Source organism: Halobacteria archaeon AArc-dxtr1 (assembly GCA_025517425.1).
Classification (GTDB): domain Archaea; phylum Halobacteriota; class Halobacteria; order Halobacteriales; family Natrialbaceae; genus Halostagnicola.
The window spans coordinates 485,328-512,298 of the sequence record JAOPJY010000001.1 but is presented as its reverse complement, the minus strand read 5'-3'; the positions used below and the strand labels follow the sequence as shown (position 1 = coordinate 512,298).

The window sequence follows — 26,971 nt, the reverse complement described above, 5'->3', positions numbered from 1 at the left end:
GTTGTACTCACCACGGGCGAAGCGAGCGGGCCGACCGACCAACGGGAGCGAGGAGTGCTTTTGCTCGAGCCAGAGCAAAGGGTCGGTTTGCACGCTCACATGGCAAACCAAGAGAAGCTCGTAGATCTCAAACCCAGTATAGACGTCAGTCTCACGCCACGCGCTCGTAGACGTCGAGCATCGCCTCGGCAGTGTGCTCGACGCTCACCTCGCGGGCGGCTTCCCGACCATTCGAGCGCTCGCCGCGCTCTAAGACTTCCCGCAGTCCGTCAATCAGTTCGGCGTCCGTACTACCGACGGCGGAGGGATCCACGCCGTCGAGACGCTCGCGCACGTCGCCGACGTCGGCGGCAACCACGGGGAGGTTGCAGGCCATCGCTTCCTTGACGGAGTTCGGCGACCCCTCGCTGTGAGAGGTTAGAATCAGCGCGTCGGCCGCGCTCATGTAGGTCGAGACGTCGTCGTGGTCGACGCCGGAGATCGTCTGCAAGCGGACTGGCTGGTCGACCAAGTCATCGACTGCGTGGACGACCCGCTCGGCGCGCGGATAGTTTTTGACTTCCCGATCCGGCGGGTAGGGAAAGAGGACGTTTGCCGCCTCTGCGTCCCATCCCACGGTCTCTCGCGCTTCGTCCTGAGGCTCGGGTTCGAACTGGGAGAGGTTGACGCCGTCGGGGATGACGGTGCACTCCCGTCCCAGATCCGTCCGCATCTGCTCAGACATGACAACCACCTCGTCGCAGAGCGGCGCCGAGAGCCGGCTGATCGGCTCGACGGGACCGTAGAGATCCGATCCCCACAACGAGAGGACGACCGGTCGGCGCAGTTGAGCCAGCGCAACGGGTCCCAGGAGGCCGTAGTGGGCGTGGACCAGATCGTACTCCCCGAGGGACTCTCGGAGCACCGACGGCAGATATCGCAGGTAGTCGACCGGGCCCCGCGAGGTCGTCGACGTCACCGTGCCGTCGACGGCCTCGACGGTAAAGGAGACGCCACGGCGCTCGAGCGCCGACAGCTGCTGGGTCAGAAACGGCGCGTCGACGCTGTTGGTCAGGGTGAGTACACGCATTCAGGAGAGTAGGTGCCGTCGCGGGGCTTGGTTAATCAGCACCTTCCGAGCGCTCCGCGGCCGGTCGTTCGGTTCCCCCGTCGGCGGCTGCCGTCCCGCCGGAGCCAGTCGGTCCGACGGCACCGCTCGTCCGCGGCGAGTCGACCGCGTCGCCAGTCGGCTCTGGGCCGGCCGCACGCTCGCGTTCGACCGTCGTCTCGAGGGAGGCGTTTTCGGCGGCGTCCATCGCGATGGCAGCGCCAAGTGCCACCGCACCCACGAGCAGGGTAAGCACCGAGATGAGCGAGGCAAGGACGCCGTCGCCGTCGCTGTCGCCCATAGCGCGCTTTCCTGCCGCAACCGCGCCGCCGACGCTAGCCAGCAGGCCGGCACTCCCGGCGCCGTAGAAGACCACGGTGGGGTGGAACTGCTGGACGACGTACCGCTGTCGGAGCCGGAAGAGGAAGCTGCGAAGCAACAGCAACGAGACGAATCTGATGAACGGAACGTACCGAATACTGCTCTCCTCGTCGCCGTAGACGGCCGTCATCGGTACGTCAGCAACTCGAAACCCTTCGACGTTCAAGTGGGTAAGCAGGTGATTGAGAAAGCCGTAGTTGTCCGTGATCGCGTCAAGGTCGAGGCTCTCGATCGCCTCCCGGGAGATCGCCGTGTACCCGTTCTGTGGGTCGCTAATCGACCAGTAGCCGGCCGCGAACTTCGAGAGCCCAGAGAGCATTGCGTTGCCGATGAACCGGAACGTCGACATCCCACCACGGTCGTCCGAATCGAGCAGCCGGTTGCCCTTCGCGTAGTCGGCCTCGCCGGAGACGACCGGGTCGATAATCCGATCCAAGATGGCAGGGTCCATCTGCCCGTCGCCGTTCAGCACCGCGACGACGTCGATCCCGTCGGCTGCGGCGCGCTCGTAACCGGTTTTGACGGCCCCGCCGTAGCCGCGGTTCTCGTCGTGGCGGATCGGGACGACGAACCGGTCGTCGCCGCCGTCAGTGATCGCCGGCTCTGGATGGGATCGCGAGCCCCCGTTCAGTCGCTCGGCGACGTCCTGAATCACGTCCCAGGAGTCGTCGGGCGAAGCGTCGTCGACGGCGTAGACGCGGTCGACGAAGTCGGGGACGGTCTCGATGACGCGGCCGACGAACGACGCCTCGTTGTAGGCAGTCACGACGACGCCGACGCTCCGACCGCGGTACATCAGTCCTCACCCCCGTCGGCCGAATCGGCCGTAAGCACGCGTCTGTCCGGCGTGTGCTCGGCCGGCTGCGTTCGACCGTCGGCGCGTCCAGTCTCGGCGGCCGGACCGCTCCCGGACTCCGAGCCGCCGAGCGTGAACACCCGGTGGTCCGTCTCGCCTAACTCGAGGGCGTCGCGGCCGTCGACGACGACCATCGGGTCGAGCGCCGGCCAGTCGATCGCGGCGAACGCCTCGTGGGGCGTCACCAGCACGGCAGCGTCCAACTCGTGCTCTGTGAGATCGTCGATCCGGACCGGTTCGGCTCCAAATTCGGCCGGATCGACCATCGGATCGGCGCCGAAGACGGTCGCGCCGCGCTCGCGGAGTTCGGTGACCACGTCGACGCCCGGCGAGGCGCGGGTCTCTTCGATTTCGGGGCGGTAGGTGATCCCGAGGACGGCAACGCGTGCGGTAGACAGCGGCGTACCGACGGCCGCGAGTTCGGCTTCGAGGTGGTCGACGGTCACGCCCGGCATCCCGTCGTTGACCTCGCGAGCCGCGCGGGTGATCGGCATCTCGTCGGCCTGCGAGAGCACGAAGTGGGGGTAGAAGGGGATGCAGTGGCCCCCGACGCCCGGACCGGGATCGTGGAGCTGGCACATCGGGAGGTCGTTGGCGGTCGCGAACGCCTCGCGCGCGGAGACACCAAAGGACTCGCAGACGCGGGCGAGCTCGTTTGCCAGCCCGATGTTGACGTCGCGGTAGATCCCCTCGAAGACCTTCACCGCCTCTGCGGTGGTGGCGTCGGAGACGGCGTGTATCTCGTTGGCTGAGAGTTCGTCGTACACCAGCGCGGCGGCCCGGGTGCTCTCGGCGTCGACGCCGCCGACGACCTTGGGGTAGGCGCCCCGAATATCCTGTAACGCGCGCCCCGAGGAGGTCCGCTCCGGGCAGAACGCGACGCCGAACGCATCCGCAGAGATTCCGCTCTCGGCGGCGAGGTGAGGGCGGATCACGTCCCGGCAGGTTCCTGGTGGGAGCGTCGACTCGGCGATGACGAGATCGCCGGGCTGGAGACCGGTCGCGATGTCGTCGACGACCGCTTCAATCGTCGAGAGGTCCGGCTGCTGGTTCTCGTCGAGTAGCGTCGGGACGATGATGACGTGGATTCGCGCCTGCGAGGCGGCCGCGGCGCCGTCTGTCGTCGCCGTCAGCCGTCCGGCGTCGACCTGGTCGGCAACTAGCTCGTCGAGTCCGGGTTCGCCGTCGACGTGGCTCTCGCCGCGGGAGACGGTGCCGACGACGTCGGGGTCGACGTCGACGCCGGTCACATTCCCCGCCGTCTCGGCGTAGACGGCCGCAAGGGGAAGGCCCATCTTCCCGAGTCCGTAGACCGCTACCGGAATCTCTCCGGCGGCGAACGCCTCGCTGATTCTGTCGTCATCGCCGTCAGCATCGTAGGGAGCCACCTCGATCGCGTCCGTCATTGCACGACCACCTCGTCGGCGCCGACCCGGCGCTCGATTCGTGTTATCGTCTGGAGCGCGCGGATGCCGTCTTCTGCGGTCACCACGGGCTCCGAGCCGGTTTTGACCGCCTCGACGAACGACTCGAGCTCGTGGCGCAGCGGTTCTCCGTTGTCGATTCGGGGACGTTCAACCACGCTCTCGTGGCGGTACCGGTTCGTGCCGTCGTCGGTGACGTAGGATGGGTAGGAGTCGCGGTGAATCAACACCGACTGCTCCAAGTAGTCGACCTCGATGAGACACTCTGTGGTCGTCACCGTGAGCTTGCGGACCTTCTTCTGGGTGACCCGACTCGCGGTCAGCGAGGCCACGACGTCGTCGAAGCGCATCGTCGCGGTGGCGTACTGGCCGTCCTCGGCAGCCGAGGCCGTGATCTCGTCCGGACGCCCGCCGAAGATCGAGCCGACGATGTCGACGTCGTGGACCATCAGATCGGCGACGACGCCGTCGGTCCCCTCCCGGTCGACGGGTGGTCCGAGGCGATTGGCATCGACCGCGATGATCTCGTGGTCGTCGAGCAGGTCCCCCAGAGCGCCGACTGCAGGGTTGAACCGCTCGATGTGGCCGACCTGGAGGACGAGTCCGGCCTGCTGGGCGCGCTCGGCGAGCCGACGGGCCGCCTCGACCGAGTCGGCGATCGGTTTCTCGACCAAAACGTGGACGCCGGCATCGAGGCAGGCGGAGACCACCTCCTCGTGGGCGTGCGTGGGGACGGCGACGGTGACGGCGTCACAGGCCGAGAGCAGCTCCTCGAATGAGCGTGCCTCGGTACCATACCGGTGGGCAACCTCCCGAGCGAGGTCGCGATTCTGGTCGGTGACACCCGCGAGCTCGACGTCGCGGAGCTCGGCGTAGACGCGGGCGTGGTTCTCTCCCATCGAGCCGACGCCGATGACGCCGATTCGGAGGGGGGTCGAGTCGTTACGTGGTGGGCGGTAGTCTGTCATGAGGGATCGAAGTAGTCCGAAATCGCCCGAACGACGGCGTCCCGGTCGTCGTCGCTGACGTTCGGGTGGACCGGCAGCGAGAGAACCGTCTCGGCAGCGCGATCGGCTTCGGGACAGCTCGTCGCGGCGGTGCTTACGGTCTCGTAGGCCGGCTGGCGGTGGATCGGCGTCTCGTAGTAGACGCTCGCGCCGATCCCGCGCTCTGCGAGGGCCTCCTGGAGGCCGTCGCGCTCACCGGTCCGGATCGTGTACTGGTGGTAGACGTGTCGGTACCCGTCGGGTACCGTCGGGGTTTCGACCGGGAGCTCGGCGAGGGCCTCGTCGTAGGCGGCGGCGTTCTCGCGTCGAGCCTCGTTGAACGCGGGGAGTCGCTCTAACTGGGTGCGGCCGATCGCCGCCGCGAGGCTCGTCATCCGGTGGTTATGCCCCAGCTCGACGTGGTCGTACCGTCCGCCGTCGGTCTCGATCCGGCCGTGATTGACGTAGCCGGCTGCGCGCTCGGCGAGGCGCTCGTCGTCGGTCGTGATGATGCCGCCCTCGCCGGTCGTCATGTTCTTGGTCGGGTAAAACGAGAAGCAGGCGGCGTCGCCGATCGTTCCGACGCGCTCGCCGTCGATCGCCGCGCCGTGGGCCTGGCAGGCGTCCTCGACGACGAAGAGGTCGTGATCGTCGGCGATCTCCCCGAGGCGGTCCATGTCGGCTGCCAGCCCGTAGAGGTGGACCGGGAGAAGCCCGACGACGTCCTCACGACGCCGGACGATCTCGGCGACAGCCTCGGGATCGATCGTGTACGTCTCCGGGTCGATGTCCGCGAAGACGGGGATGGCGCCAGCGTGGCGGATCGCGTTCGCACTCGCGACGAACGAAAAGGGCGACGTGATGACGGCATCGCCCCGCGAGACGCCAAGCGCTTCCAGGGCCGTCTGCAAGGCGGTGGTTCCGTTCGACGTGGCGACGCCGTGGTCTGCGTCGCAGTAGGCGGCGAACTCGGACTCGAAGGCACGGACTTCCGGCCCGTCGGCGAGACGGCCGTCCGCGAGCACCGAGTGAACGCGGTCGGCGGCAGCCTCTCCTACCTCCGGATCCGCAATCGGGACGTCGCTCATGCGAGTTGGTTCGGCCCCTCCAGGGGTCCGGGGAGCACTTCGGTCTGGGCAGGCGATCCCACCGCGAGCGTGTTCGGGGGGACGTCGTCGGTGACCACGGCGCCCGCCGCCACGAAGGCGTTTTCGCCGATCGTCACGCCCGGCAGCAGGGTCGCGTTGGCACCGATCGACGCGCCGTCCTCGATCGTCGGACCGACCAGATCCGCGTCCGTGCGGACCGGATACGCGTCGTTCGTCAGGACGGCGCGAGGCCCGACGAAGACGTTGTCGCCGATCGTCGTATCGGTCGGCACGTAGACGCCGGTCTGAAGGCTCACGTGCGAACCGATCGACGTCTGGCCGTCGATCACCGTCTTGGTGCCGACGAGGACGTCGTCGCCGATCGTCGTCTCCTCTCTGATCACCGCGTCGTGACCGGTGGCGAACCCGTCGCCGATCGTCACGTCGCCGTAGACGATCGACCCGGCCCGGATCGTCGCACCGTCACCGATCCGCGTCGGCTCGTCGAACTCGCCGTAACCGACGATAGCCGTCTCGTCGATCGTACACTCCTCGCCGCGGTAGGTCGCGGTCATGCTATCCCTCTCTGGCCTCGCCCAGTCGTCTCGTTGAAACGTGTGGTATACTCCTGCACAGTACTCACTGCCCATCGTGGGCCGTTACCCGGATACTGCCTGGATCGGGCCTTTGTTATCCCCGCCTTGACGCCCTCGTAGCCGTCTGCTACAGTCGGGCCGGGATGAGGTTACAACGGGCAGATCGTGCAGTTCAACGAACTGAATATTCATCTCTTGACATACAGAAATGCACGGAGCGGTCGGATTGTGCGTCACTCACAGGCTCTGATGGGTACAAACTGGTTTAGCAGGGGTAGCAGTGTGATAGTCAAGTGTCACGCACACGCACTACTCGATGTGCCGTACTCGACCACGCCCGTCGTGCCGACGGGAGCGCCTCCGACACAGCGGTGATACCGATGACTGACGGCGAACTCACACAAGCCGAGCTGTTCGACGTATTCAGCAACGCCCGGCGACGACGAACCGTGGAGTACCTCAAACAAACCGGCGGGTCGTGTGACCTCTCAGCGCTGGTCGAACACGTCGCCGCCTGGGAGAACGATCTCAACCCGGATGCGGTGTCCCGGACCCAGCGCAGGCGGGTCTACATCTCCCTGTATCAGACGCATCTGCCGATGCTCGAAGATCATGGGGTTGTCGACTGGGACCCCAACACACACGCGATCGAACTGCTCCCGAACGAGGAAACGTTCGAGCCGTACCTGGACCGAAGCATCGGCGAGTCCCGAGAGTGGCAGTATCTCTACGCAACCGTCTCCGGAGCCACGTTGCTTGCCCTTGCCTTTTCGTGGCTCTCGATTGGCCCACTCGGCGTCTGGGCGATCCCGCTGGTCGTGTTCGCCTGTTGCGTGCTCACTCTCGCGATCGCCGTCGTACAGAACCTATCGCGATCGCGATCACTTCGGTTTGGCTCGTCGATCATCGAGTAATCGATCGCCGCAGAACCGGTATCGACCGCTGGTCGACCACACCACTCGACACCGCAACTTCTCGCGCCACACCGATTCCAACTGCCGACGGCTCACGCCAGCCGGCCCCTCCCGGCACAGTTCCCACGGCAAAATAGGCTCGACCGCTAGTCGGTGAAGCCGAAAACGCCACAGCGCCAAGAACATCGGTTCCGTTACGCCGACTGCGTCGACGAGACGGTGAGCCAGAAGTACGTGTCCTCCATCGCGTTCTGGTTCGTGGGTTCGTCCGGTGGCTCGTCCTCGTAGAGCAACACGCTGACTCTGACCGTTTCGCCGTCGTCAGCGGTCGGCGTTATCTCGGTATCGATCTCGGCGACGTCGCCGTCTTCGACGGTTTCACTGGCGGTCGTTAACTCCGCTCGATCAGTGATCTCGCCGTCCTCGAAGTACTGCTGTTGGACGACTACTTCGTAGTCGGTCGTCTCACCCTCGTAGTTTTCGATCACCGTGGTGAACGGCACCGACTGGCCCGGAAAGACTTCGTCCGGCAGCTCGCCCGCAACAAGCTCGCCGTCGTTGTCCTCCGAGAGCGTCGCGAGAGTGGTGAACTCGCTGCCCGAAAGTGGGGCGGCAAACGCGAACAGCAACGCGCCAGCCGCAGCCAGAATCGCCACGACGAGGACGATCGACGACGCCATATGGAGCGTTCCCTCTTGGGAATCGAGTGCGCGTCGAACGGCTTCCTGTGGGGCAACGCGGTACCGCTGGGCGGCGGGGACGCGAAGGCGTCGAATGGCACCCAGCTGCGCGAAGACGATCGTGAACCCGCCGAGAGCAGCGACGATCGGTTCCAGCCCCAGTCCCCACTCGGTCGCCGGGAGCGCTATTCCGGCCACGATCACGACCGTCAGCGAGAGGGCAAACGAGAGCGCCAGGCGCTCTACCGTATCGATCCCCCCTGGCCGCCGCTCGGCGTCGTTCGCCGTGACCTGACTGGCGCGGCGGGCTTGCGCGGGAAAGAGGACGGAAACGAGCGCGTAGCCTGGCAAGAAGAAGACAAACGGCAAGGTGACCAGCAGCGCTACCGAACTCGGCAGTGTCGTCACGACGAGTGCGGCGGCGAGAGCCAGCGTTGCCAGCGAAACGAGTGCCAGATCGAGTGGATACTGAAACACGAATCCAACGTGGGGAATCGTTCGTTCTCTGAGACTCATGGGTAGCGAATCACCAGTCGAGACGAACGTCGGAACGGCATCTCATCCATGCGTGAATCATCCGAGAAGTAGTCTATGTGTGGCTTTGTTATGTCCGCGCTACGGGCTTCCCGCTCGCGTACGGCCGGGATGCTGTCGGCAGCAGACGCCACGTCAGAAGTGGACGTCAGGTCGGCGGTAGACGTCACGTCGGCAGTAGACCCTATGCCAGTAGCAGACGCTACAGTATGCATCGGTCGTTGGGCGTAAGGATCGCTATCACCCCGCGTGTCTGCTCGCACCGGGCGTCGGCCGATCTTGCTGGCTAGAGCTCGACGTACTGGGACTCCCACTCGCGACGGTCGTCGATCCGTTCTCTGCCGGCGTCGGTGATCGCGTAGTAGTTGGTCCGCCGGTCGAGCTGTCCCTTCTCGACGAGCTCCTTGTTGACGAGCGTATCGAGGTTCGGATACAGCCGACCGTGATTGATCTCGGAGCTGTAGTACGTCTCGACTTCGTCTTTGACGTCCTGTCCCGACGGTCGATCGGCACCGGCGATCACGTACAGGAGGTCGCGCTGGAAGCCTGTGAGGTCGTGCATTGCTCAATCGCGTTGACCGTTCCGTTGAGTAGATATTTGTTATCCGTATCATACAGCAGTTTCAAGACAGTCTTCGGGATCATTTCTGTCGCTGAAACGATCTGGTTTCGTACGCGAATAGCGCGCGTTCACAACAGCTGAGAGCTGTCCCGTACTGCGTTCGGCCGTGCAACCGACCGTTCGGGAACGCGTCGTCGCGCCAGCGGGGGAGTTGCTTACTCGGCCATCTCGTCGACGGAAACCTCGATCCCGTCGGCGTCAATCTGGACGAAGAGCGTTTCGACGGTAGCCTCGTAGGCCGTCGTGTGTGAGCCGTCTTCTTCGAAGCGGATACACTCCGCGACGAGATTACTTTCGAGGAGGTTGTTTATTCGCCGATACACTGTGGCAGAGGAACTCTCCGTTCGTTTGGTGAGTTCCTTGGCTGTGCGTGGCTCCTCACAGGTCGCTGCGAGGATCGTCCGCGCACATTCATCGCCCAGTACGTTCAGCTGGGCGGTCGATTCGAATCCCGATTCCGCACTCGTGTTACTCGCTTTTGTTGCCATCGCTCGGTCACCTCTTACGTCGGTTCGACGTGGATTGGTCGTCTCGTGGGTTCACCCCCTGACCCGTGTGGGCGGGCGGGAGGGACGATACCAGTGATGTGATCGTCGCCGTGATCCGTCATCCTCACATTCTGGCTATCGAATCGGTAAGCGATAGTGGTATTTTATAACGATGTCCCTTATGGGTGAGAAACATGAACATTCTCCACCGAAATTGACTGTTTCTCTCGGGAAACGACTGGTTTCGGACCGCGCACCCAGCCGAACAGTGGCGTCGTCTGGCCGAACGCGAGCAAACTCGGAGCGATTCTCAGGATTCGATGAGAGAGCTGTGAAGGGGGGACCACGTCGTGTTCGGCGCCGACAGAGGCTGTAAGGTCTTTTTACCGGTATTCGGTTACCCCTCCTCAGTGAACGGTCGTCGTCCTTTATTCGCAACTGCCGACCTCGGTAGAGTGTTGCTCGGTCCGTCATGCCGTCACATTCCGTCGTCGGACGAATCCGCGGCGGGACCGAGTGCACCGAGATCGGTAGCTGGCCAGCGGCGACCGTCGTGTCGAGCGCTCGGCCGCGACCGACCACTGACGGACAACCCGATCACCCATGAACTCCCAACACACCGATTGGAATCCGATGGAATCGTCGACGGCGGGCGCCCGCTGTCGTAACTGCGGCGACCACGTAACACAGCAATTCGCCCGCGTTTTCGGCGATAACGGCGATATCGTCCACGGCTGCCCGTCGTGTACGACCTATCGGGAGATGCAGTCAGGCGGGCATCTTCCACGAGAGTGATGCGGTCCGGGGTCGCATTCGCCGTCGAGAACGGCCGAGTTCCGTCAGCCAACACAGGGTATCACCGTGTTACCCGTTGGCGACAGTATTACGTATCCATTGGTTATCAGGCGGCAGGTTGAAGTTATCCGTAACCGAATACGAGGATAGCTATGACCGTCGATGGTGGCGCGTTCGTGAGTGTTGCGAATTGGAGCCCGGTCTAACAGATGTCTGTCCAGACGGAACGATCCGAGCCGCTCGGAGAAAGCGACGTGTTTCACATTCTCGGTAACGATAGACGACGCGCCATCGTCCAACTCCTCGCTGAAGCCGGCGACAGAGTCGACGTCTCCGATGTCGCGACGGAGATCGCCGACAGAGAGTCCGACTCGGCGACGGTCCCGAACAACCTGTACAAAAGCGTCTACGTCTCACTCCAGCAGACACACCTCCCCCAGCTCGAAGAGGATGCGGTGATTCAGTACGACTCCGACGCGAAGACCATCGAATCCGGGGAGAATTTCGAGGACGTTTTGCAGTACGTCGACGGAGAGGGTGACGATCATCGGACACTGCTGGCTGGGCACCTTGCCATCGGACTGCTCGGACTCGCGGTCATCGCTCTGGGAGGGATCGATACTGGGGCGCTAAACGCGCTCGATCCGGTGCTGGTGAGCGTCGTCTTGTTCTTGTTCATCGCGGCGAGCAGCACGTACCAGCTGCTGAATTGAGCGACGCTGTGGCGCGACGTCGGGAACTCACTCCGCGTTTGTTGCGTCCGGTGGCTGTGAGGCCGTCGGGTCGTTCCCCGGGAGACAGATCAGGTTCTCTCGGCCGATCCTGAGCTTCGTGATCCGACCGTCATCCTCGAGATCCGCGAGCAATCGGCTGACCTTTGCCTTCGACCAGTCGACCGAATTGACGATCTCCGACTGCTTCATCCGTCCGCCGTTGTTTCGCACCAGCGCACAGACGTGGTCGCGATCGGTTACTGGAGGGTCCCTGTCGTGGGACTGCTGTGGCGCGTGTGTGGATTCGGTATCCAATCGATTCCGCGCGACGAGTGCGCCACCGAGAAGCGCCACCACACCCATCGCAACCGTCGCTGCAAGGTGTGGCCCTACACCCAACTGGCTAGTGACGATGGCGGCGAGGGCGCTCCACGGTGTACTCACGCGGGGCCCGCCGACGGTCGTGAACGCGATTGGGACTGTACGCATGTCTCTGCTTAGATAGCTGTTGAACCGCTACGATCGGAACCGACAACGGGCGTCACCAAAGTACTTTTTACAGCTTACTACTGTTATTGGATTATCTATCACTCACACCGTATTGTCTATCCAGTCACAGCGAGTGACTCGTCGGTGATTCAGTTCAGAATTCGGATGGGACAGCAGCCCGTGGGTCGAGCCGCTCCGGACTTACGTTCCAGGGACCCCGGCAGCTTCGAATCCCGTGACGCCGACGAGCGCTAGCACGTAGAGGACCACAAGGACCGAGACCCACGCGACGAGCGTGATGGCGGCGGCTTGGACCCATCCGCCAGGGTACCGGGCGTTGACGACTGCGAGGTACGCGACGAGGACGAGCAACGGACCAAGCAGCGGAATCCACCCAAAGAAGAATCCGACGACGGCCCAGACGACTGCACCGAGCAACGCCGTCACGATGGCGTAGGTGTAGTCTTCCGTGTCGACGATAACCCTCGCACCCAGGTAGATCCCAAGTGCACCGATCAAGAGGCTCACGACGAACACAATGAGGCTTTCGGCTGTGCCCACTTGCATCACGATCTGGCTGGGTAACATACACCTCCGAATAGAGACCGCTACCGTTAGTTATCTTCCACCTACAGCACTCGGCGTATGAAACTGGTCCGTTGACAGGCTAATTCGGCCATTCCGGGGCCGAGCGCGCCACCGGGGACGGATTTCGGCTCCCGACGTCCTCGTCAACGTCGTCGTATTCTCGAAACGATCGTCGTCTTTTACACTGAGCTGCCGGTCGTCGGACGTTACTGCATCGCCTGCCCCTCTGATGGGGATGCGGTCTCGCCCAGTGCCCCAGACGTGTTCGCTCCGTCGACTAGCGATCGAACGCCCGTTTCTAGCGAGAGACGAGGCTCGAACCCCAGGTGTCGCTTGGCCTTCGAGACGTCGGCCCGACTGTGGCGAACGTCGCCGTCGCGGGGCGGAGCGTGGACGATGGACGATGACGAGCCAACAGCTTGGCGGACGGTCTCCGCAAGCGTTCGGATCGATGTCGCCTCACCGGTGCCGACGTTGTAGGCCTCGCCGGTTTCGTCGGTCGTCGCTGCCGCGAGGTTCGCCCGGACGACATCCGAGACGTGGACGAAGTCGCGGGTTTGCTCGCCGTCGCCCTGTATCGTCAGCGGCTCGTCTGCTCGTGCCTGCTCGAGAAACGTCGAAAGGACGCCGCTGTAGGGACCTCGCTGGCGTGGACCGTAGACATTGAAGTATCGCAGCGCGACGGTTGGAAGATCGTACAGCTCGGCGTACCGTCGTGCGTAGTGATCGATCGCGAGCTTCTGAATTCCGTACGGAGAGGTCGGTTCGGCCGGCGTCGTCTCCGAAACCGGGAGCTCGGCTGGGTGACCGTACAGTGCGGCACTCGAGGCCAACACGACCCTCGCGTCGGCGCGTCTGGCCTGTTCGAGCAAGGCCAGCGTCGCCTCGAGATTGGTGCGATTGGTGGCTACGGGACGCTCGACGCTGCGCTCGACGCTGACCACCGCAGCCTGGTGAAAGACCACGTCGACGCCCTCCATCGCCCGCTCGAGCGTCGACGGCTCGCACACGTCGCCCTCGACGAGCGTCGCCTTCTCGTGGACCAACCCTGATCGACCGGTCGAGAGATCATCGAGTACCCGCACGTCGTTTTCCGGGGCGAGGGCGTCGACGAGGTGGCTCCCGACGAAGCCGGCGCCGCCGGTAACAAGGACGGTACGGTCGCGAATGGACGGCTCGTACATCGGCTCGACAAACCAGTCCACCCACGTTTAGTATACCAGTCGTACTCTGCAGAAACTCCTCGTTATCGGCCCAGCGTATCGAACGCTGACTCCCAGGCACGGGGACGTGGGCGCCAGTGGGGCACCCGGCCCCTCGATCGGTGTCGAGACGTCACGCCGCTACAGTCGGTAGCTGGTGGCTGTCCTCACCAAGACTCCGTCTAGCGGTTTTGCGCCGGTGTATATATACCACCCATCGCGGGGTGGGTTCTGGCACCCGCTGCGGACGGTCGTGTTCGTATCGGGCGCTCCCCGTTGGGGGGAGAGATACACTATGACAGAGGATACCAGTCCAATTTCACGGCGAAACGTGCTCGCGGGCCTCGGCGCCGTCGGCGTCGGTGGCGCGGTTGTGGGGGCAGGCACCAGTGCCTACTTCAGCGACAGAGAACACTTCGAGGGGAACCATCTCACCGCTGGCGAACTCGACCTCAAACTCGACTGGCAGCAGTTCTACTACGGCGCCTCCGACGCGGAGCGCCCGCAGGACTACGGGAAGGCAGGACGACCGTTCGTTAACGCCCACCCGGACCACGACAAAGACGGCGAACAGTCGATCGAAGTCGACGGCGAGACGTACCGCTACACAGACAACGACCGAAACATCGGCGACGAGGAGATCGACTACTGCAAGGACCTCGGCGACGACTACTACTTCGGCAAGAAGCAGGATTCGTTGATCGACCTCAAAGACATCAAGCCCGGGGACTGCGGGGAGATCACCTTCAGCTACCACCTCTGTGACAATCCAGGGTGGCTCTGGCTGGGCGCGAAGAACAAGGAGTACGACTCGATCCTCGCAGACCGGATCGAGGCGACCCTCTGGTACGACCTCGACGGGAACAACGAACTCGACGAGGGCGAGCCGGTCATCGTCAGCGGTTCGCTCCGAAACGTCCTCGATGCGTTGAACGAGGGAATCCTGTTAGACGGCGAGCCGACCGAGGGCGCCGTCGAGCCGTCTGAGGAATGTACCCAGCTAACAACACTCGATGACGACAACCTCAGTGACAATAGTTCCCCATCCAGAGATGATCCCCAGGACTTGCGGGAGGATGACGTCCTCTCGTTCCCCGACTCCGATCTCGAAGTCACCCTGACGCGCGTCGACATCAAAGATGGCGACGAGGCGTTCGGCTTCGACTGGGAGAGCGAGAACGGCGGCGTCTGCAAGATCGTCGTTGGAGGTGGCGGTGAGACGCGGACGTACGAGTACGACGAGTGCGCCACGGAGGGAACGGACGTTCTCGCGCCGCTCAACCCGGCTGGAAACCAGGCCGCAATCAGCAACATCACCTTCTGGGAGTGCACCGAAGAGCCGGACGATCCGGTCTGCGTCCCGAACTCGACGACGCAGTATCTCGGGTTCAAGTGGTGTCTTCCGAAGGAGGTCGGCAACGAGGTGCAAGGAGAGTCGATCGACTTCGACCTGAAGTTCTACACCGAGCAGTGCCGACACAACGACGATCCGACGAACCCGTTCGCTCACTGACGACGCTCGGTTGCGGGACGGTCTTTCCCTTACCGTCGTTCGGCATTTCCGTTATCCTCGTTCGATACCAGCGATAGAACACCATTGGAATTCACCAATAGATATATCTTTATCGAGTCGAAAAGATCGTATCGTATGTCACATCGTCCGCCACGTCAGTCCAGTCGTTGGCTCGAAAATCGGATGGAAAGCGTGGTTGAAGACTTTCTCGAGCGAGATCTCGTGACCCCGGACGTCAGACGGCAGGCAGAGCGCCTCTTGGCACGAAACGAGTCGGCCGAGGCACTCGAGTTGATCCTCGATCACCGCGATTGAACCGTTCGGCAAGAGGATGAGTGCTACGTCTCCTCGGAAGGCACCGTCTCGGTTTCGGTGACGGCGCCGACCGAAACCGTCCACTCGCGGTCCGTCTCGTTCGCAGCCACAGTTCCGGGTGCGTACTGGGCGGTCCACTCGTCGTCGGGACCGAGATTCAGTGTTCCGGCGTCGTGGAGTTCTCCGTCCACGGCGATTTCGTAGTCAGCCACGGCGGTCGTCTCGCCGTCGTTGGTCACCGTCACGTCGAGCACCGACTCGGTGGCTGTCGTCTCGACGTCGACGGCTCCCCATTCGTCGGCGGCTCCGACGTGGTTGCCCTCGAACGTCACGCCTGTCGAGAGCATGGCGGTGGCTGCCCCAAACGACACTGCCGCGAGAACGAGCGCGAGCGCGGCGACGGCTGCGAGCGTTCGGGTTGGGATCATTCGTCTCCCTCCGCACCCACCGCATCATCCAGCGGGAGATAACCGAACTCCCGAAGGAGCTGCCAGCTCCCCGACGCAACGAGGAGGACACCGGGAACGATTACGAGCGCGAACAGCCCGATATCCGAGCTCGCAAACAAGAGCATGTATCCGAGATACGGAATATGGAGGTGAGTCGTCCCGACGATATCCTCCGCGACGGCGTACCCTGGATCAGGGTCGGGATTCGCATCGCCCTGAAGTTGGAAGTAGCGGTCTCCGTCGTCGACCTCGATGTCCACGACGCGGTGGGTAACGTATCCGGAGGCTGCCCCATCCTCGGCACGGACCGTGACGACGTCTCCGGTCTCGATCGACTCGGCTGGGACGTCTTGGGTAACGATGACGTCACCACTTTGGATCTCTGGGCTCATACTCCCGGAGGTGACGACGAAGGCGTCGTCGCCACCGACGAGCCCCGGGGCGGCAACGATACTGACGAGGACGAGACTGATCAGGACGACGAAACTCGCAACGGCGGCCACCGCGGTAGTTCGATTCGGGAGCATAACTCACGCGCCTCCGTCATTGTTTGGTAACGCCCCGTTCGTTCCGAGGCGCATCTGCCGATCGTACCGGACGTGCGCGACGGCTGAAACGGTAAACAGTCCCGTGACGAGAAACGCACCGGCGGTCGGTGGAACGAATGAGAATGGCACGATGCCGGCCCATATCCCGGTAACGAAGCCGAAACAGACGAATCCTAATCCGACGTAGTACGTGCTCCAGGGGATGTCGTCGTGTGGAACGACATCCAGGTAGACGTCGAGTTCGGAGGCGGCGTCGGTGAGTTCGACGATTCCGCGGTCGGCGTCGAAGCGGACGACACCACCGTCGTCGAGCTTGGGCAGGTGCGATTGGCGAAGCGCAGTGTAAACGCGCATGCGCTGGTCGTAGTCCGCGGCCCCGACCGGAACGTCGTTCTCCCAGGCGGCGACGTGCTCGACGAGGTCCCGAAGCGCAAGGGGACTGCCGTGCTGTTTGAGGCAGTGGATGATCTGTCGCCGCCGTCGACAACTCAACAGCTCGAACGCGCTGTCCTGTGAGAGCCCCCGATCGCGCTCAGCGGGCGCTGTTGCGCTCTCTCGGGCGTGTGTTGCAGCCACGCTCACCCACCTCCAAGCGCCCCCACCCCATCCAAACGTGGCGTCTGCATTGCAGGCCGGACGTACTCGGTATCGGTTCCCCAACCGTCTTCGATAACCCCCCTCATCGGCTGGGAGTTCCGGTCAGAGACAATTAGTTATGGATCGGGTAGACCGTCGCAAGCGACAACTACTCACGGCGGCTGGATAGTCGTCGGTAGCAACCGATCGTCTCGGCTCACAGCCGCCTCTGCCGGCGGTCGACTCACTCGAGATCCGCGCCGACAGCGTCGTCGACGGAGCCGAAGCCGTCGCGCTCCAAGAGGTCGACCAGTCCCCGATTGATCTGCCGGGCCGTCGCCGGCCCGTTGTAGACGAAGCCAGTGTACAGTTGGACGAGCGAGGCCCCCGCCCTGATCTTCTCGTAAGCGCTTTCGGCCGAATCGACTCCGCCGACCCCGATAATCGGGAGGTCGGTATTCTGGGCGAGCGTCCGGACGGTCTCGGTCGACCGCGTTTCGAGCGGTTGTCCGCTCATTCCGCCGGTCTCCCGGCCGTTCGGATCCGATACTCCCTCACGGGTCGTCGTCGTGTTCGTGGCGACGATTCCATCCAGTTCGAACGCCTCGACGATCGAGACCAGTTCGAGCAGCGACTCCGTCGACGAATCGGGGCCGATCTTGACGAGAATCGGCGTCCCGTCGTCGTTCTCTGCAGCGAGAGTCTCGAATATCGTCCGCAGATGTTCGGGCGAGCCTTCGTCGAAGGCGTCGGGCGTATTCGGACAGGAGACGTTGACCACGACGTAATCGGCGAACGGTGAGAGTCGGTCGAACACCCGCCGGTAGTCTTCGATCGCCTCCGGGGCGTTCGAGGTGTTCATCTTCCCGACGTTGACGCCCATCGGGATCGCGGGGGTGCCGTCGCGCTCGAGGCGTTCCCGGACCCGCTCCATCCCCTCGCCGTTGAATCCCATGCGGTTGACCATCCCCTCGTCTTCGCGCAACCGGAAGAGACGCGGCCGATCGTTTCCTGCCTGAGGATAGGGCGTCACTGTACCGATCTCCACGGCCCCGAACCCGAGCGCGGCGAGGGCGTGGGTGACCTCGGCGTTCTTGTCGAAGCCGGCGGCGACGCCGACCGGATTCGGAAATCGCAGCCCGAACCGTTCGACCGCGAGTGCCGGATGTTCGTACCGGTACGCCAGATCCAGCGCGGCTCGCGTCGGCCGCGTCGACTGGGCAGCCCGAAGGGCACTCTTCCCCAGCTCGTGGGCCGTCTCGGCCGGAAGCGCGAACGCGAGCGGCCTGACCCGAGCGTACAGCGTCATCGGCGCGTACTCCGGACGGCGAATAGGTAAACCCCTCGAAGCGCCGGGATGACGACTGATTCCAACAGGGCTCGATCCAGGGTCGATCTAAAACGTGGGTGAAACCATCCCGAACAATTGGGTTCGTTCGCGGCGCTGTCCGCGAGATACGACCGATAACGAAATAGTTTTCCTGCGGGTACCGCTTGGGTCGACTACCAACAGCCCACGCTATGAGGACCACACAGCGGTCACCAGGAGGGAGGTACCGTGGCGGATAGTCGCATTCTCGTGCCGCTCTCGGAGTCGGTGACCGTCAGACAGACGGTCGGCTACGCGGTCCGTTCGGCGCTCAACGATGCCGAGTCTGTAGAGTGTCATCTCGTCGTCGCCGTTCCCTACGACGACAGCGTCCCAGAGGGGCGTACCGCATTCGAGAACGCTGACGGCCTGCTCAGACGAGCGACGGAATGGGTCCGCGAGGACGCCGAAGGCGCTGACGTGACGGTCGAAACGGAGATATTGGGCCGTGGGGAGTACCTGTTTGGCCCCCGAGAGTACGCCGAGACGTTTCGTGCGTACGCCGACGAGCAGGGAATAGAGCGCCTCGTTCTGGATCCCGAGTATCAGCCGGGCGTGACTGCGCCGATCCTCCAGCCCCTAGAGCGCGAACTCGACGAGATCGGCCAGTCATACGACGAGGCGCCTGTCGAGCGCTCTGCGCGCCACGAGCGCCTGACCGGCAGTGAAAGCGTCGGGCGCGTAGTCACGATGTTCCTGATCTCGTATGGCTTCTATCTCGTTCTGGGCGATCCAACCTACTGGTTCGATCTGGTCACGGGTGCTGCGGTCGCCGGCATCGTCGCGGTGGCGCTCTCTTCGATCACGTTTACCACCGCACCGACGTTGGTTCGCTCGCCGCTTCGCAACCTCCGGTTTGCGCTCTACGTTCCCTACCTGTTAGTCGAGATTATCAGGGCAAACCTGGCGATCTCGGTCGTCATCCTCCGGCCCTCGATGCCGATCGATCCGCAGATGACCAGGGTCAACGCTCGCGTTCGGGACGGGCTTCCGCTGCTGGCACTGGCCAACAGCATCACCCTGACTCCCGGCACACTGACAGTCCGCGCGAACGACCAACGGCTGCTGATTCACACGCTCATTCCGTCAGCTCGCCAGGACCTGTTCGACGGCGGGCTCGAGCGGGCTGTCCGCTTCGTCTTCCACGGCCGAGCGGCGGCGGGAATTCCGACGCCCGAAGAGCGCGGCGACACCGAGATTCTGGAGGGTGAGCACCGATGACGCCCGTCGCCATCGAAGAGCTGTTTCTGGTGGCCGCAGCCGTCTTCGTCCTGCTGGCTATCGCCATGTTCTACCGGGCCATCGATGGCCCGACGACCCAGGACCGCCTGCTGGCCGTTAACGTCCTCGGGACGAACACGGTCGTCATCCTCGCGCTGCTGGCGGCCGGACTCGACCAGCCGTGGTTCTTAGACGTGGCACTCATCTACGCCCTGCTCAACTTCCTGATGGCTGTCGCCATCTCGAAGTTCACGGTCGACCGAGGTGGGGTCCTGTGATCGAGACGATCCGCTTTTGGGCGATCGTCGTCTTGCTCGTCCTCGGGATCTTCTTTACGTTCGTCTCTGCGGTTGGCGTCTTGCGCCTGCCCGACATCTACTCGCGGGCCCACACCGCCTCCCAGACGGACACGCTCGGCGCCGGGATGGCGCTGGCTGCGGTCGCGCTCGCACTGGGCTGGCAGTCCGCGACGATTTACACCGTCTTACTGCTGTTTTTCGTCTTCATTACGAACCCGACAGCTGCTCACGCGATCGCGCGCTCGGCCTCGGAGGTCGGCGTCGAGCCGTGGACGGCCGACGACGACGAGGCCGAGTCGACGGCCGCCGCCGACGGGGGTGAGCAGCGATGATCGAAAGCGCCGTCGCCTACACGCTCGCTGTCTTCATCCTGCTGGCAGCAGTCACCACGGCGCTCTTCCGAGACGTTCTCTCGGCGATCGTCGTCTTCGGTGCCTACAGCCTGGGGATGGCGATCCTCTATACGTTCTTGCTCGCGCCAGACGTCGCGATGACGGAAGCAGCGATCGGGGCCGGCGTGACGACGCTTCTCTTATTACTGACGATCGCGCGGACGACCCGACCGTCGACCGAGCGTCGATTCGAGCGGATCAACGTCCCCGCGGTCGTCGTCGTCGGAGCCTTCGTCCTCGTCCTCGCGACGCTGTTGCCGGAGATGTACGCCGTCGGCGACGCAGACGCCCCGATCTGGGGCGGTGGCGTGCTCTCGGAGACCCCGTCGCTGTACTACGTCCAGGAGACGTACGCAGACACCGGCGCACAGAACGCGGTCTCCGCGGTGCTCGCCTCCTACCGTGGCTTCGACACGTTCGGCGAGGCCGTCGTCGTCTTCGCAGCCGGCCTCGCCGTTCTGCTGGTGTTAAAACGGGAGGTGTTCACATAATGTCCGAATCAGACTCCTACGGCGATACCTACACGGAGAGTCAGGTAATCTTGACCTCCGTCAAGATCATCGCACCGTTTACGCTGACCTACGGCATGTTCCTCTCCCTACACGGGGCCGACACCCCCGGCGGGAGCTTCCAGGGCGGGGCCATCATCGGCGTCACCGTCCTCATGCTTGCCTTCGCCTTCGGAATCGAGTCGACCCGCCAGTGGCTGCGTAACTCCTTCGTCGTCGGACTTGTCGCCGGCGGCGTCACCATCTTCATCGCGACCGGCCTCGCGACGATGGCGCTTGGCTACAACTTCCTCGAGTACCGGGCATTCGAGGACACGTTCGACATCGCCCACTACTGGGGGATGGAAGCCATCGAGGTTGGCGGTGTCGCGCTGATCGTCGCCGGCGTCATCATGACGCTGTTTTTTGCGATGGCAGCCGGGTTTACGCCGACCAGCCACGACGAGTACGGACACCACAAAGCCGACGCCACCCGCGCGGAGGTGAGCGACGATGATTGAGGGCGCACTCGACGTGCTGGCGACCCGCTACGCCTACGCGCTGATGTTCGTGCTGATGGGGATCGGGATGTACATGATGATCGCCAACGAGAACCTCGTCAAGAAACTGATCGGCGTCAACCTCTTCCAGACTGCCATCTTCCTCTTTTTCGTCGCGGTCGCCTACGTCGAAGGTGGAACGTCGCCGGTCGTTCCGACCGAGGGCGATCCGGGGCTGATGGCGAGCCCGCTTCCGCACGTGATCGTGCTGACCGCCATTGTCGTCGGCATCGCGCTGACGGCGGTCGGCCTCGCGCTGATCATCCGGATCCACGCGGAGTACGGAACGCTCCGTGAGGACACCCTCCGGGAGGTGCGTGCCGATGAGTAGCGCCGATTTCATCCTCCCGCTGTTGATCGCCGTCCCGATTCTGATGGCGGCCGTCCCCATCGCTCTCGGGCTGTGGTTCGACCGGACCGGCTGGTCGGTCACTGCGGCGACGACAGCTGCGCTCGTCGCCGCGTCGGCATACCTGGCGAACGCAGTATACGCCCAAGAGCGCGTCGTTCACGTCCTCGGCGGGTGGGAGGAACCGCAGGGGATCGGCATCGAACTCGTTGCCGATCCGTTCTCGACGCTGATCATCTGCCTCGTGACGGTCACCTCTGCAAGTCTTCTCGCGTACACGCGCGTGGGCGGGCCACGCGGGAACACGTTCTACGCCGGCTACCTGCTGCTCGTCGGCGGCCTGCTCGGACTCTCGCTGACCGGCGACGTCTTCAACATGTTCGTCTTCTTAGAGATCGTCGGCCTGGGAACCTACGCGATGATCGCAAGCGGCGACGGTCCCGAGTCGGCCGTTGCGGCGCTCAAGTATCTCATCCTCGGTACCGTCGGTGCCTCGCTGTACCTGATCGGCGTCGGCTTCCTCTTTATGGCGACCGGCGCCCTGAACATCCAGGTGCTCGGCGAGGCGGTCCCCCAGATCGCCGCCGAGGGCGGCAGCGACCTCACGCTGTTGCGAGCCGGCTTCGCCTTTATCTTCGTCGGCTTCGCGATCAAGGTCGCCCAATGGCCGCTTCACACCTGGCAGCCAGACGCCTACCAGCACGCCCCCGACGGCGTGACGCCGCTGATCGCGGCGCTCGTCTCGACGGTCTCGGCGTACGCGCTCGGTCGCGTGCTGTACTCCGCGTTCGGTGCTGAGTTCCTCACGGCGACACCGTACGCCCAAGAGGTCATCCTCGCAGTGGGTGCCGTGAGCGTGATCGCGGGGAGCACCCTCGCGGTCATCCAGCGCGACGTCAAGCGGATGTTCGCGTACTCCTCGGTCGCCCAGTTCGGGCTGATCGTCGCGGCCTACGGACTGGTCACGCAGATCGCCTTCGCCGGTGCGGTGATCCACCTCGTCGGCCACGGCCTGCTGAAAGCCGGGCTGTTCGCCGCCGCCGGCGTCGTCGCGCTTTCATACGGTGCCCGGACCGTCAACGAGTACGCCGGATTGGCCCATCACCGACCAGTTCCGGCGGCGTCGATGGCGGTCCTGTTGATCGCGCTGATCGGTATCCCACCCTCGGTCGGCTTCATCGGCAAGTGGTACATCGCCGTCGGCGCCGTCGAGGCCCAGGTGTGGTCGGTCGCGGCCGTCGTCTTCCTGAGCACGATGCTCACGCTGGCGTACTCGGCACGGCTATTAGAGAAGATGTACTTCACGCCGCGGGTCGAGTCGCCCCACAGGGAGTCGATTCCGGCCGTCGCTACCGACGGCGGTACAGGAACCTCGAGCGCCGGTGCGAGCGTTCGCGGTCCCGTGTCCGTCGGCATGCTGGTCCTGATCGTCGGCGCTGCCCTCCTCGCTGTCGCACTCGGCTTCGCTGGTGATGCGTTCTTCGAGTGGCTCGAACCGTTCCTCGCGGAGGTGTTTAACTGATGTCCGAAGTCATTACGTCCGTCCGACCGCTGGCTGCCGTGTTGGTGTCGGCGATCGCCGTGATCCTGATCGTCGGCTCGTATCGCTACCCGAACGTCCGCGAGGGGTGGTCCGTCGCGGCCGCCCTCGCGAAGTTCGCCATCGTCGTGAGTATGCTTCCTGGCGTGCTCGACGGCACGGTTTACGAGTGGAGCTTCGCCGAGTCGACCGGCTTCGAGTTCGTCGCCGGGATCGACTTCGTGCTGCGAGCCGATCCGCTGGGGATGCTGTTTGCGACGCTTGCAAGCTTCCTCTGGATCTTTACGTCGTTCTACGCGGCGGGCTACATGCGCGGGCTCGACGAGCACGCCCAGACTCGATTCTTCGCCGCGTTCGCGGCCAGCCTCTCGACCGCCGTTGGGATCGCGTTCTCCGGCAATCTCGTGACGATCTTCATCTTCTACGAGTTGCTCTCGCTCGTGACCTACCCGCTGGTCGCACACAACGAGGACGACGAGGCCCGTATCGCCGGCCGGAAGTACCTCACGTACACGTTCTTCGGTGGCGGCGTCTTCCTGCTTGCCGGCACCGTACTCGTCTACTGGCTGACGAGCCAGGCCGGAAATGCGACCGTCAGCTTCGAAGCCGGCGGAATGGAGGCACTGGCGACCGCCGCGAACGCCGATCCCGGCATCGCAATGGCCGCCTTCTACCTGCTGATCGCCGGCTTCGGCGTCAAGGCGGCCGTGATGCCGCTTCACTCCTGGCTCGCCGACGCGATGGTCGCGCCGACGCCTGTGTCGGGACTGCTCCACGCGGTGGCCGTCGTCAAGTCCGGCGCCTTCGGCGTCGCCCGGGTCATCTTAGACGTCTACGGCATCGACCTCACCGGCAGTCTCAGCTTCGAAGTGCCGGGGATCGCGACTCAGGTCGGGATGAACGTGCCGGTCGCGATCCTGGCGGCGTTTACGCTCACCGCGGCGAGCATCATCGCGCTCCGGAAGGATCACTTGAAACGGCGGTTGGCGTACTCGACGACCGCCCAGCTGTCGTACATCGTACTCGGGCTCTCGATTCTCCACCCCGCGGCGATCCTCGGAGCCCTGTTCCACATCCCGGCCCACGCGTTCGGGAAGCTCACGCTGTTCTTCTGTGCTGGCGCGGTCCACGTCGAGACCCACACGGACTACGTCAGCGAGATGGCCGGCATCGGCAAGCGGATGCCGGTCGTGATGAGCGCGTTCGCGATCGGCGCGGCCGGAATGGCCGGCATGCCCCTCATCGCCGGCTTCGTCAGCAAGTTCTACATGCTGATCGGCTCGGGCACCGTCGGCGGCGGCTACTGGCTGTTCGCCGCCGCGCTGATCGTCTCGGGAATCTTAAACATCGCCTACCTCTGGCCGGTGGTCTACACCGCTTTCTTCGAGAGCGAAGACCGCCACGACGCCAAACCACTACTCGAGTTCCCGCCGGGTGGCACGCGAGAGTCGTACCTCGCGGACGACGTCGCGACTGACGGCGGTGAGCGAGCCGACGGGTCGCGATCCGCGTCGGGCCTCCGGTCCGACGGCGGTGAGCCGAACGACGAGGAAGATGTCGAAGCTGCCGACGACGAGAAACCGCCAAGCGGCCAGCCCCAGCCCACCGACCGGGACGATCCCGACGCAGAAGCCAAGGGAACAGGTACGCCCTCGGAGCCTGAGGGACACGCCGTCGACGAGTATCCGAGCGACGCCGACGTCCCGTACGGAGAGACTGACTCCGAGCGCCAGGAGCCGGCCCACGAGGGCGAAGGCCACGCCGACCACGCCACCGAGCACCACGACCACGGTGACCACCACCATGGCGGACCACCGCCAGGCGGTTGGGAACGCAAATCGATCGGCTTCGCCGAGAGCACCTGGCTCATGTTGATGCCGATCACCGTGATCGCGGTCGGCGCCGTCACGCTCGGCGTGATCCCCGACTACGCGATCTTCCTCGAGTTGGCCGACGTCATCGTCGAGTCGGTCACCGGTGAGGGGGTGATTGCCCGATGATGGGGATCGAGATCGAGGCACTCTCGATGGTCTACCCGCCACTCGTCGTCTTCGCAGCGGCGCTGCTCGTACTCGTCTTGCCGCGGGTCCTCGGCTACGCCGTCGGAACACTCAGCCTCCTCGCGGCGATGGCCGTCGCCGTCTTCGCTCCCGAGGGCGCCGTCGAGGCGACGTTCCTCGGCTTCGAAGTCCAGCCGATGCTGGTCGACGACTTTACCCGGATGGTCGGGCTCGGACTCGCCTTCCTCGGCACGTTCGCGGTCGTCTACGCCTACTCGAGCGAGGCCTCCCGAAACCTGGGGGCCATTGCGCTTGCATACGTCGCCAGCGCGCTGGGCGCGGTGTACGCCGGCGACTGGCTCGTCCTCGTGTTCATGTGGGAGATCATGGCGCTGACGAGCACGCTGTTGGTCTGGCAGTACCGTGGCGACGCGGTCCGGGCCGGCTACCGCTACGCGCTCGCCCACGGGATCGGCGGCAGTCTGGTGCTCTTCGCCGTCGCAGCCCACTACGCACAGGTCGGCACGTTCGTCTACGGTGAGGGCGTCGGCTACACCGACGCCCTGCTCGCAGGTGGTATCGCGGAGGGGATCCCGATGATCCTCGCGATCCTCGGGATCGGCGTCAACGTCGCCTTCGTCGGCTTCCACACCTGGTTGCCGGATACCTACCCGCGACCGCACTTCGCGGCCTCAGTATTCCTCGCCGCGTTCACGACGAAGACCAGCGCCTACGTCCTGCTTCGGGCGGTTCCCGAAGGGAACCTCTACCTTGCATATATGGGCGGGCTGATGGCCGTCTACGGCGTCGTCTTCGCCTTGCTCCAGCACGATATGCGGGCGCTTCTCTCCTATCACATCCAGGCCCAGCTCGGCTACATGGTCGCCGGAATCGGCATCGGGACGACTATCGGCGCCGCTGGCGCGATGGGACACCTGTTCAACAACGTCCTCTACAAGAGCCTGCTGTTCATGGCCGTCGGGGTCGTCATCTACCGCACCCGCGAGAACGACCTCTACAAGCTCGGCGGGCTCTGGCGGGAGATGCCGATCACCGCCATCGCCTTCTTCATCGGCGCGCTCTCGATTACCGCCGTCCCCGGGTTCAGCGGCTTCATCAGCAAGGGGATGGTGTTAGACGCCGCCGCGGGCTACTTCGACGGAACGACCGAGTACACGGCGCTGTACTGGCTGCTGTTTATCGGCGCCATCGGCACCTTCCTCTCGTTCATCAAACTCGGCTACTACGTCTTCTTCCACGGCGAGAGCGATCGCACGGTCAGAGACGCAAAGCCGGGCCAGTCGGTCGCCATGCTCGCGGTGGGTGCGGCCTGCGTCGTCCTCGGGCTTCTCTGGTGGCAGTTCACCGACCTTCTCCCGCTGGTCGACGGCGCGGAGATCGACATCGCCGGCGAGAACCAGGGGCTTACTCCCTACAGTCTCGGTCACCTGCAGGACGCGCTGATCCTGATCGTCGTCTCCGCGGTGGGCTTCAAGCTCATCCGGAAGCCGCTCTCGACGCTCGATTACCCCGACCCGGCCACGATCGTCAACCCCGCCGGCTACCACCTCGGGCGCACGTCGATGCTCGCAGTCACGGAGCTCTACCGGATCGTCGACGCCGCCGCGGTCGAACTCGTCCGGCGAACCTACTGGATCGGGGCGAACCCCGTTCTCGCGGTCGCGCAAGTCACCGGACAGCTCCCTGATTGGGTCGTCGACACCGAACCGCCCCAGCCGACCGACGGCGGCCGGCCGTCGACGATCCACCTCCGGGCGACCATCGGGCTCACGGTGCTGGTGCTCACGCTGGTACTGACGATCGTCCTCTTCTTGCTCACGTAACAGGTCGTCCTCTTCTTGCTCACGTAACAGGTCGTCCTCTTCTTGCTCACGTAACACATCCTCAC

At 64.2% G+C, this 26,971-nt stretch carries 29 protein-coding genes and 1 pseudogene; 14 read left to right on the top strand and 16 right to left on the bottom strand.

What is annotated here, in order from left to right; translation table 11 throughout:
• Positions 1-151: 151 nt before the first annotated feature.
• The 6 genes from OB905_02690 to OB905_02665 are packed head-to-tail and all read right to left on the bottom strand — an operon-like array spanning position 152 to position 6,397.
• Positions 152-1,069, bottom strand: coding sequence for a glycosyltransferase (locus OB905_02690; GenBank protein MCU4924892.1), 918 nt, complete (start codon positions 1,067-1,069; stop codon positions 152-154).
• Positions 1,070-1,100: 31 nt separating this feature from the next.
• Complete coding sequence (locus OB905_02685) at positions 1,101-2,264, bottom strand: glycosyltransferase (protein MCU4924891.1); 1,164 nt, start codon at positions 2,262-2,264, stop codon at positions 1,101-1,103.
• Positions 2,264-3,730: a nucleotide sugar dehydrogenase gene (locus OB905_02680; GenBank protein ID MCU4924890.1), complete on the bottom strand. Its 1,467-nt coding sequence runs from the start codon at positions 3,728-3,730 to the stop codon at positions 2,264-2,266. Before OB905_02680 ends, OB905_02685 begins: the two co-directional genes overlap by 1 nt.
• Positions 3,727-4,716, bottom strand: a complete 990-nt coding sequence (locus OB905_02675) for a Gfo/Idh/MocA family oxidoreductase (GenBank protein MCU4924889.1) — start codon at positions 4,714-4,716, stop codon at positions 3,727-3,729. The genes OB905_02680 and OB905_02675 overlap by 4 nt, the downstream gene beginning before the upstream one ends.
• Positions 4,713-5,822, bottom strand: coding sequence for a DegT/DnrJ/EryC1/StrS family aminotransferase (locus OB905_02670; protein ID MCU4924888.1), 1,110 nt, complete (start codon positions 5,820-5,822; stop codon positions 4,713-4,715). Before OB905_02670 ends, OB905_02675 begins: the two co-directional genes overlap by 4 nt.
• On the bottom strand, positions 5,819-6,397 hold the full coding sequence (locus OB905_02665) for an N-acetyltransferase (GenBank protein MCU4924887.1): 579 nt from the start codon (positions 6,395-6,397) through the stop codon (positions 5,819-5,821). Before OB905_02665 ends, OB905_02670 begins: the two co-directional genes overlap by 4 nt.
• 401 nt (positions 6,398-6,798) lie before the next feature.
• Between OB905_02665 and OB905_02660 the strand changes: the two genes are divergently transcribed.
• A complete protein-coding gene (locus OB905_02660) occupies positions 6,799-7,332 on the top strand; it encodes a hypothetical protein (protein ID MCU4924886.1) in 534 nt (177 codons plus the stop codon).
• A 194-nt stretch (positions 7,333-7,526) separates the two neighbouring features.
• On the opposite strand, the gene OB905_02655 is transcribed toward OB905_02660, so the two are convergent.
• The 3 genes from OB905_02655 to OB905_02645 form a co-directional block, all read right to left on the bottom strand.
• On the bottom strand, positions 7,527-8,528 hold the full coding sequence (locus tag OB905_02655) for a DUF1616 domain-containing protein (GenBank protein ID MCU4924885.1): 1,002 nt from the start codon (positions 8,526-8,528) through the stop codon (positions 7,527-7,529).
• A gap of 304 nt (positions 8,529-8,832) precedes the next feature.
• On the bottom strand, positions 8,833-9,108 hold the full coding sequence (locus tag OB905_02650; protein MCU4924884.1) for a PadR family transcriptional regulator: 276 nt from the start codon (positions 9,106-9,108) through the stop codon (positions 8,833-8,835).
• 215 nt (positions 9,109-9,323) lie between these two features.
• The gene (locus OB905_02645) at positions 9,324-9,656 is read right to left on the bottom strand and encodes a winged helix-turn-helix domain-containing protein (protein MCU4924883.1); all 333 of its coding nucleotides are present in this window, start codon (positions 9,654-9,656) and stop codon (positions 9,324-9,326) included.
• Positions 9,657-10,259: 603 nt separating this feature from the next.
• Between OB905_02645 and OB905_02640 the strand changes: the two genes are divergently transcribed.
• Both OB905_02640 and OB905_02635 read left to right on the top strand, forming a co-directional pair.
• Complete coding sequence (locus OB905_02640; protein ID MCU4924882.1) at positions 10,260-10,451, top strand: hypothetical protein; 192 nt, start codon at positions 10,260-10,262, stop codon at positions 10,449-10,451.
• A gap of 209 nt (positions 10,452-10,660) precedes the next feature.
• Entirely contained in the window at positions 10,661-11,164 is a 504-nt protein-coding gene (locus OB905_02635; protein MCU4924881.1) for an ArsR family transcriptional regulator, read from the top strand.
• Between the two features lie 27 nt (positions 11,165-11,191).
• Here the strand turns inward: OB905_02635 and OB905_02630 are convergent, their stop codons facing one another.
• The 3 genes from OB905_02630 to OB905_02620 all read right to left on the bottom strand — a co-directional run bounded on the left by OB905_02630 (position 11,192) and on the right by OB905_02620 (position 13,425).
• Positions 11,192-11,653, bottom strand: a complete 462-nt coding sequence (locus OB905_02630) for a hypothetical protein (GenBank protein ID MCU4924880.1) — start codon at positions 11,651-11,653, stop codon at positions 11,192-11,194.
• A gap of 201 nt (positions 11,654-11,854) precedes the next feature.
• Positions 11,855-12,220, bottom strand: a complete 366-nt coding sequence (locus OB905_02625) for a hypothetical protein (protein ID MCU4924879.1) — start codon at positions 12,218-12,220, stop codon at positions 11,855-11,857.
• A gap of 227 nt (positions 12,221-12,447) precedes the next feature.
• Positions 12,448-13,425 (bottom strand): NAD-dependent epimerase/dehydratase family protein, encoded by a 978-nt coding sequence (locus OB905_02620; protein MCU4924878.1) that lies wholly within the window; start codon positions 13,423-13,425, stop codon positions 12,448-12,450.
• 313 nt (positions 13,426-13,738) lie between these two features.
• On the opposite strand from OB905_02620, the pseudogene OB905_02615 reads away from it, so the two are divergent.
• Positions 13,739-13,879 (top strand): annotated as a pseudogene (locus OB905_02615) (SipW-dependent-type signal peptide-containing protein).
• A 1,212-nt stretch (positions 13,880-15,091) separates the two neighbouring features.
• Positions 15,092-15,271 carry a hypothetical protein gene (locus OB905_02610; protein MCU4924877.1) on the top strand — a complete coding sequence of 60 codons (180 nt, stop codon included), beginning with the start codon at positions 15,092-15,094 and terminating at the stop codon, positions 15,269-15,271.
• A gap of 23 nt (positions 15,272-15,294) precedes the next feature.
• Here the strand turns inward: OB905_02610 and OB905_02605 are convergent, their stop codons facing one another.
• From OB905_02605 to OB905_02590, 4 genes are all read right to left on the bottom strand, one after another.
• Positions 15,295-15,699 (bottom strand): hypothetical protein, encoded by a 405-nt coding sequence (locus OB905_02605; GenBank protein ID MCU4924876.1) that lies wholly within the window; start codon positions 15,697-15,699, stop codon positions 15,295-15,297.
• On the bottom strand, positions 15,696-16,247 hold the full coding sequence (locus OB905_02600; protein ID MCU4924875.1) for a signal peptidase I: 552 nt from the start codon (positions 16,245-16,247) through the stop codon (positions 15,696-15,698). The genes OB905_02605 and OB905_02600 overlap by 4 nt, the downstream gene beginning before the upstream one ends.
• Before the next feature lie 3 nt (positions 16,248-16,250).
• Entirely contained in the window at positions 16,251-16,844 is a 594-nt protein-coding gene (locus tag OB905_02595) for a hypothetical protein (GenBank protein MCU4924874.1), read from the bottom strand.
• 244 nt (positions 16,845-17,088) lie between these two features.
• Complete coding sequence (locus OB905_02590) at positions 17,089-18,153, bottom strand: quinone-dependent dihydroorotate dehydrogenase (protein MCU4924873.1); 1,065 nt, start codon at positions 18,151-18,153, stop codon at positions 17,089-17,091.
• Between the two features lie 249 nt (positions 18,154-18,402).
• Here OB905_02590 and OB905_02585 point away from each other — a divergent pair, with 249 nt between their 5' ends.
• Genes OB905_02585 through OB905_02545 form a run of 9 tightly spaced genes read left to right on the top strand, consistent with a single transcriptional unit; the run spans position 18,403 to position 26,906 of the window.
• Positions 18,403-19,434 (top strand): monovalent cation/H+ antiporter subunit E, encoded by a 1,032-nt coding sequence (locus OB905_02585; protein MCU4924872.1) that lies wholly within the window; start codon positions 18,403-18,405, stop codon positions 19,432-19,434.
• Entirely contained in the window at positions 19,431-19,712 is a 282-nt protein-coding gene (locus OB905_02580) for a cation:proton antiporter (protein ID MCU4924871.1), read from the top strand. The genes OB905_02585 and OB905_02580 overlap by 4 nt, the downstream gene beginning before the upstream one ends.
• Positions 19,709-20,065, top strand: a complete 357-nt coding sequence (gene mnhG, locus OB905_02575) for a monovalent cation/H(+) antiporter subunit G (GenBank protein ID MCU4924870.1) — start codon at positions 19,709-19,711, stop codon at positions 20,063-20,065. The genes OB905_02580 and mnhG overlap by 4 nt, the downstream gene beginning before the upstream one ends.
• Positions 20,062-20,616, top strand: coding sequence for a DUF4040 domain-containing protein (locus OB905_02570; GenBank protein ID MCU4924869.1), 555 nt, complete (start codon positions 20,062-20,064; stop codon positions 20,614-20,616). The genes mnhG and OB905_02570 overlap by 4 nt, the downstream gene beginning before the upstream one ends.
• Positions 20,616-21,134 (top strand): cation:proton antiporter, encoded by a 519-nt coding sequence (locus OB905_02565; GenBank protein MCU4924868.1) that lies wholly within the window; start codon positions 20,616-20,618, stop codon positions 21,132-21,134. The genes OB905_02570 and OB905_02565 overlap by 1 nt, the downstream gene beginning before the upstream one ends.
• Positions 21,127-21,504 carry a cation:proton antiporter subunit C gene (locus tag OB905_02560; protein ID MCU4924867.1) on the top strand — a complete coding sequence of 126 codons (378 nt, stop codon included), beginning with the start codon at positions 21,127-21,129 and terminating at the stop codon, positions 21,502-21,504. The genes OB905_02565 and OB905_02560 overlap by 8 nt, the downstream gene beginning before the upstream one ends.
• Positions 21,497-23,044 carry a proton-conducting transporter membrane subunit gene (locus OB905_02555; protein MCU4924866.1) on the top strand — a complete coding sequence of 516 codons (1,548 nt, stop codon included), beginning with the start codon at positions 21,497-21,499 and terminating at the stop codon, positions 23,042-23,044. The genes OB905_02560 and OB905_02555 overlap by 8 nt, the downstream gene beginning before the upstream one ends.
• Entirely contained in the window at positions 23,044-25,062 is a 2,019-nt protein-coding gene (locus OB905_02550; protein ID MCU4924865.1) for a proton-conducting transporter membrane subunit, read from the top strand. Before OB905_02555 ends, OB905_02550 begins: the two co-directional genes overlap by 1 nt.
• Positions 25,059-26,906 carry a Na(+)/H(+) antiporter subunit D gene (locus tag OB905_02545; protein MCU4924864.1) on the top strand — a complete coding sequence of 616 codons (1,848 nt, stop codon included), beginning with the start codon at positions 25,059-25,061 and terminating at the stop codon, positions 26,904-26,906. Before OB905_02550 ends, OB905_02545 begins: the two co-directional genes overlap by 4 nt.
• The last annotated feature ends 65 nt before the right edge of the window (positions 26,907-26,971 follow it).

Bases quoted from the DNA above. Each gene is read 5' to 3' on its own strand.
- OB905_02690 (MCU4924892.1), bottom strand. From the start codon at position 1,069: ATGCGTGTACTCACCCTGACCAACAGCGTCGACGCGCCGTTTCTGACC.
- OB905_02685 (MCU4924891.1), bottom strand. From the start codon at position 2,264: ATGTACCGCGGTCGGAGCGTCGGCGTCGTCGTGACTGCCTACAACGAG.
- OB905_02680 (MCU4924890.1), bottom strand. From the start codon at position 3,730: ATGACGGACGCGATCGAGGTGGCTCCCTACGATGCTGACGGCGATGAC.
- OB905_02675 (MCU4924889.1), bottom strand. From the start codon at position 4,716: ATGACAGACTACCGCCCACCACGTAACGACTCGACCCCCCTCCGAATC.
- OB905_02670 (MCU4924888.1), bottom strand. From the start codon at position 5,822: ATGAGCGACGTCCCGATTGCGGATCCGGAGGTAGGAGAGGCTGCCGCC.
- OB905_02665 (MCU4924887.1), bottom strand. From the start codon at position 6,397: ATGACCGCGACCTACCGCGGCGAGGAGTGTACGATCGACGAGACGGCT.
- OB905_02660 (MCU4924886.1), top strand. From the start codon at position 6,799: ATGACTGACGGCGAACTCACACAAGCCGAGCTGTTCGACGTATTCAGC.
- OB905_02655 (MCU4924885.1), bottom strand. From the start codon at position 8,528: ATGAGTCTCAGAGAACGAACGATTCCCCACGTTGGATTCGTGTTTCAG.
- OB905_02650 (MCU4924884.1), bottom strand. From the start codon at position 9,108: ATGCACGACCTCACAGGCTTCCAGCGCGACCTCCTGTACGTGATCGCC.
- OB905_02645 (MCU4924883.1), bottom strand. From the start codon at position 9,656: ATGGCAACAAAAGCGAGTAACACGAGTGCGGAATCGGGATTCGAATCG.
- OB905_02640 (MCU4924882.1), top strand. From the start codon at position 10,260: ATGAACTCCCAACACACCGATTGGAATCCGATGGAATCGTCGACGGCG.
- OB905_02635 (MCU4924881.1), top strand. From the start codon at position 10,661: ATGTCTGTCCAGACGGAACGATCCGAGCCGCTCGGAGAAAGCGACGTG.
- OB905_02630 (MCU4924880.1), bottom strand. From the start codon at position 11,653: ATGCGTACAGTCCCAATCGCGTTCACGACCGTCGGCGGGCCCCGCGTG.
- OB905_02625 (MCU4924879.1), bottom strand. From the start codon at position 12,220: ATGCAAGTGGGCACAGCCGAAAGCCTCATTGTGTTCGTCGTGAGCCTC.
- OB905_02620 (MCU4924878.1), bottom strand. From the start codon at position 13,425: ATGTACGAGCCGTCCATTCGCGACCGTACCGTCCTTGTTACCGGCGGC.
- OB905_02610 (MCU4924877.1), top strand. From the start codon at position 15,092: ATGTCACATCGTCCGCCACGTCAGTCCAGTCGTTGGCTCGAAAATCGG.
- OB905_02605 (MCU4924876.1), bottom strand. From the start codon at position 15,699: ATGATCCCAACCCGAACGCTCGCAGCCGTCGCCGCGCTCGCGCTCGTT.
- OB905_02600 (MCU4924875.1), bottom strand. From the start codon at position 16,247: ATGCTCCCGAATCGAACTACCGCGGTGGCCGCCGTTGCGAGTTTCGTC.
- OB905_02590 (MCU4924873.1), bottom strand. From the start codon at position 18,153: ATGACGCTGTACGCTCGGGTCAGGCCGCTCGCGTTCGCGCTTCCGGCC.
- OB905_02580 (MCU4924871.1), top strand. From the start codon at position 19,431: ATGACGCCCGTCGCCATCGAAGAGCTGTTTCTGGTGGCCGCAGCCGTC.
- OB905_02570 (MCU4924869.1), top strand. From the start codon at position 20,062: ATGATCGAAAGCGCCGTCGCCTACACGCTCGCTGTCTTCATCCTGCTG.
- OB905_02565 (MCU4924868.1), top strand. From the start codon at position 20,616: ATGTCCGAATCAGACTCCTACGGCGATACCTACACGGAGAGTCAGGTA.
- OB905_02560 (MCU4924867.1), top strand. From the start codon at position 21,127: ATGATTGAGGGCGCACTCGACGTGCTGGCGACCCGCTACGCCTACGCG.
- OB905_02555 (MCU4924866.1), top strand. From the start codon at position 21,497: ATGAGTAGCGCCGATTTCATCCTCCCGCTGTTGATCGCCGTCCCGATT.
- OB905_02550 (MCU4924865.1), top strand. From the start codon at position 23,044: ATGTCCGAAGTCATTACGTCCGTCCGACCGCTGGCTGCCGTGTTGGTG.
- OB905_02545 (MCU4924864.1), top strand. From the start codon at position 25,059: ATGATGGGGATCGAGATCGAGGCACTCTCGATGGTCTACCCGCCACTC.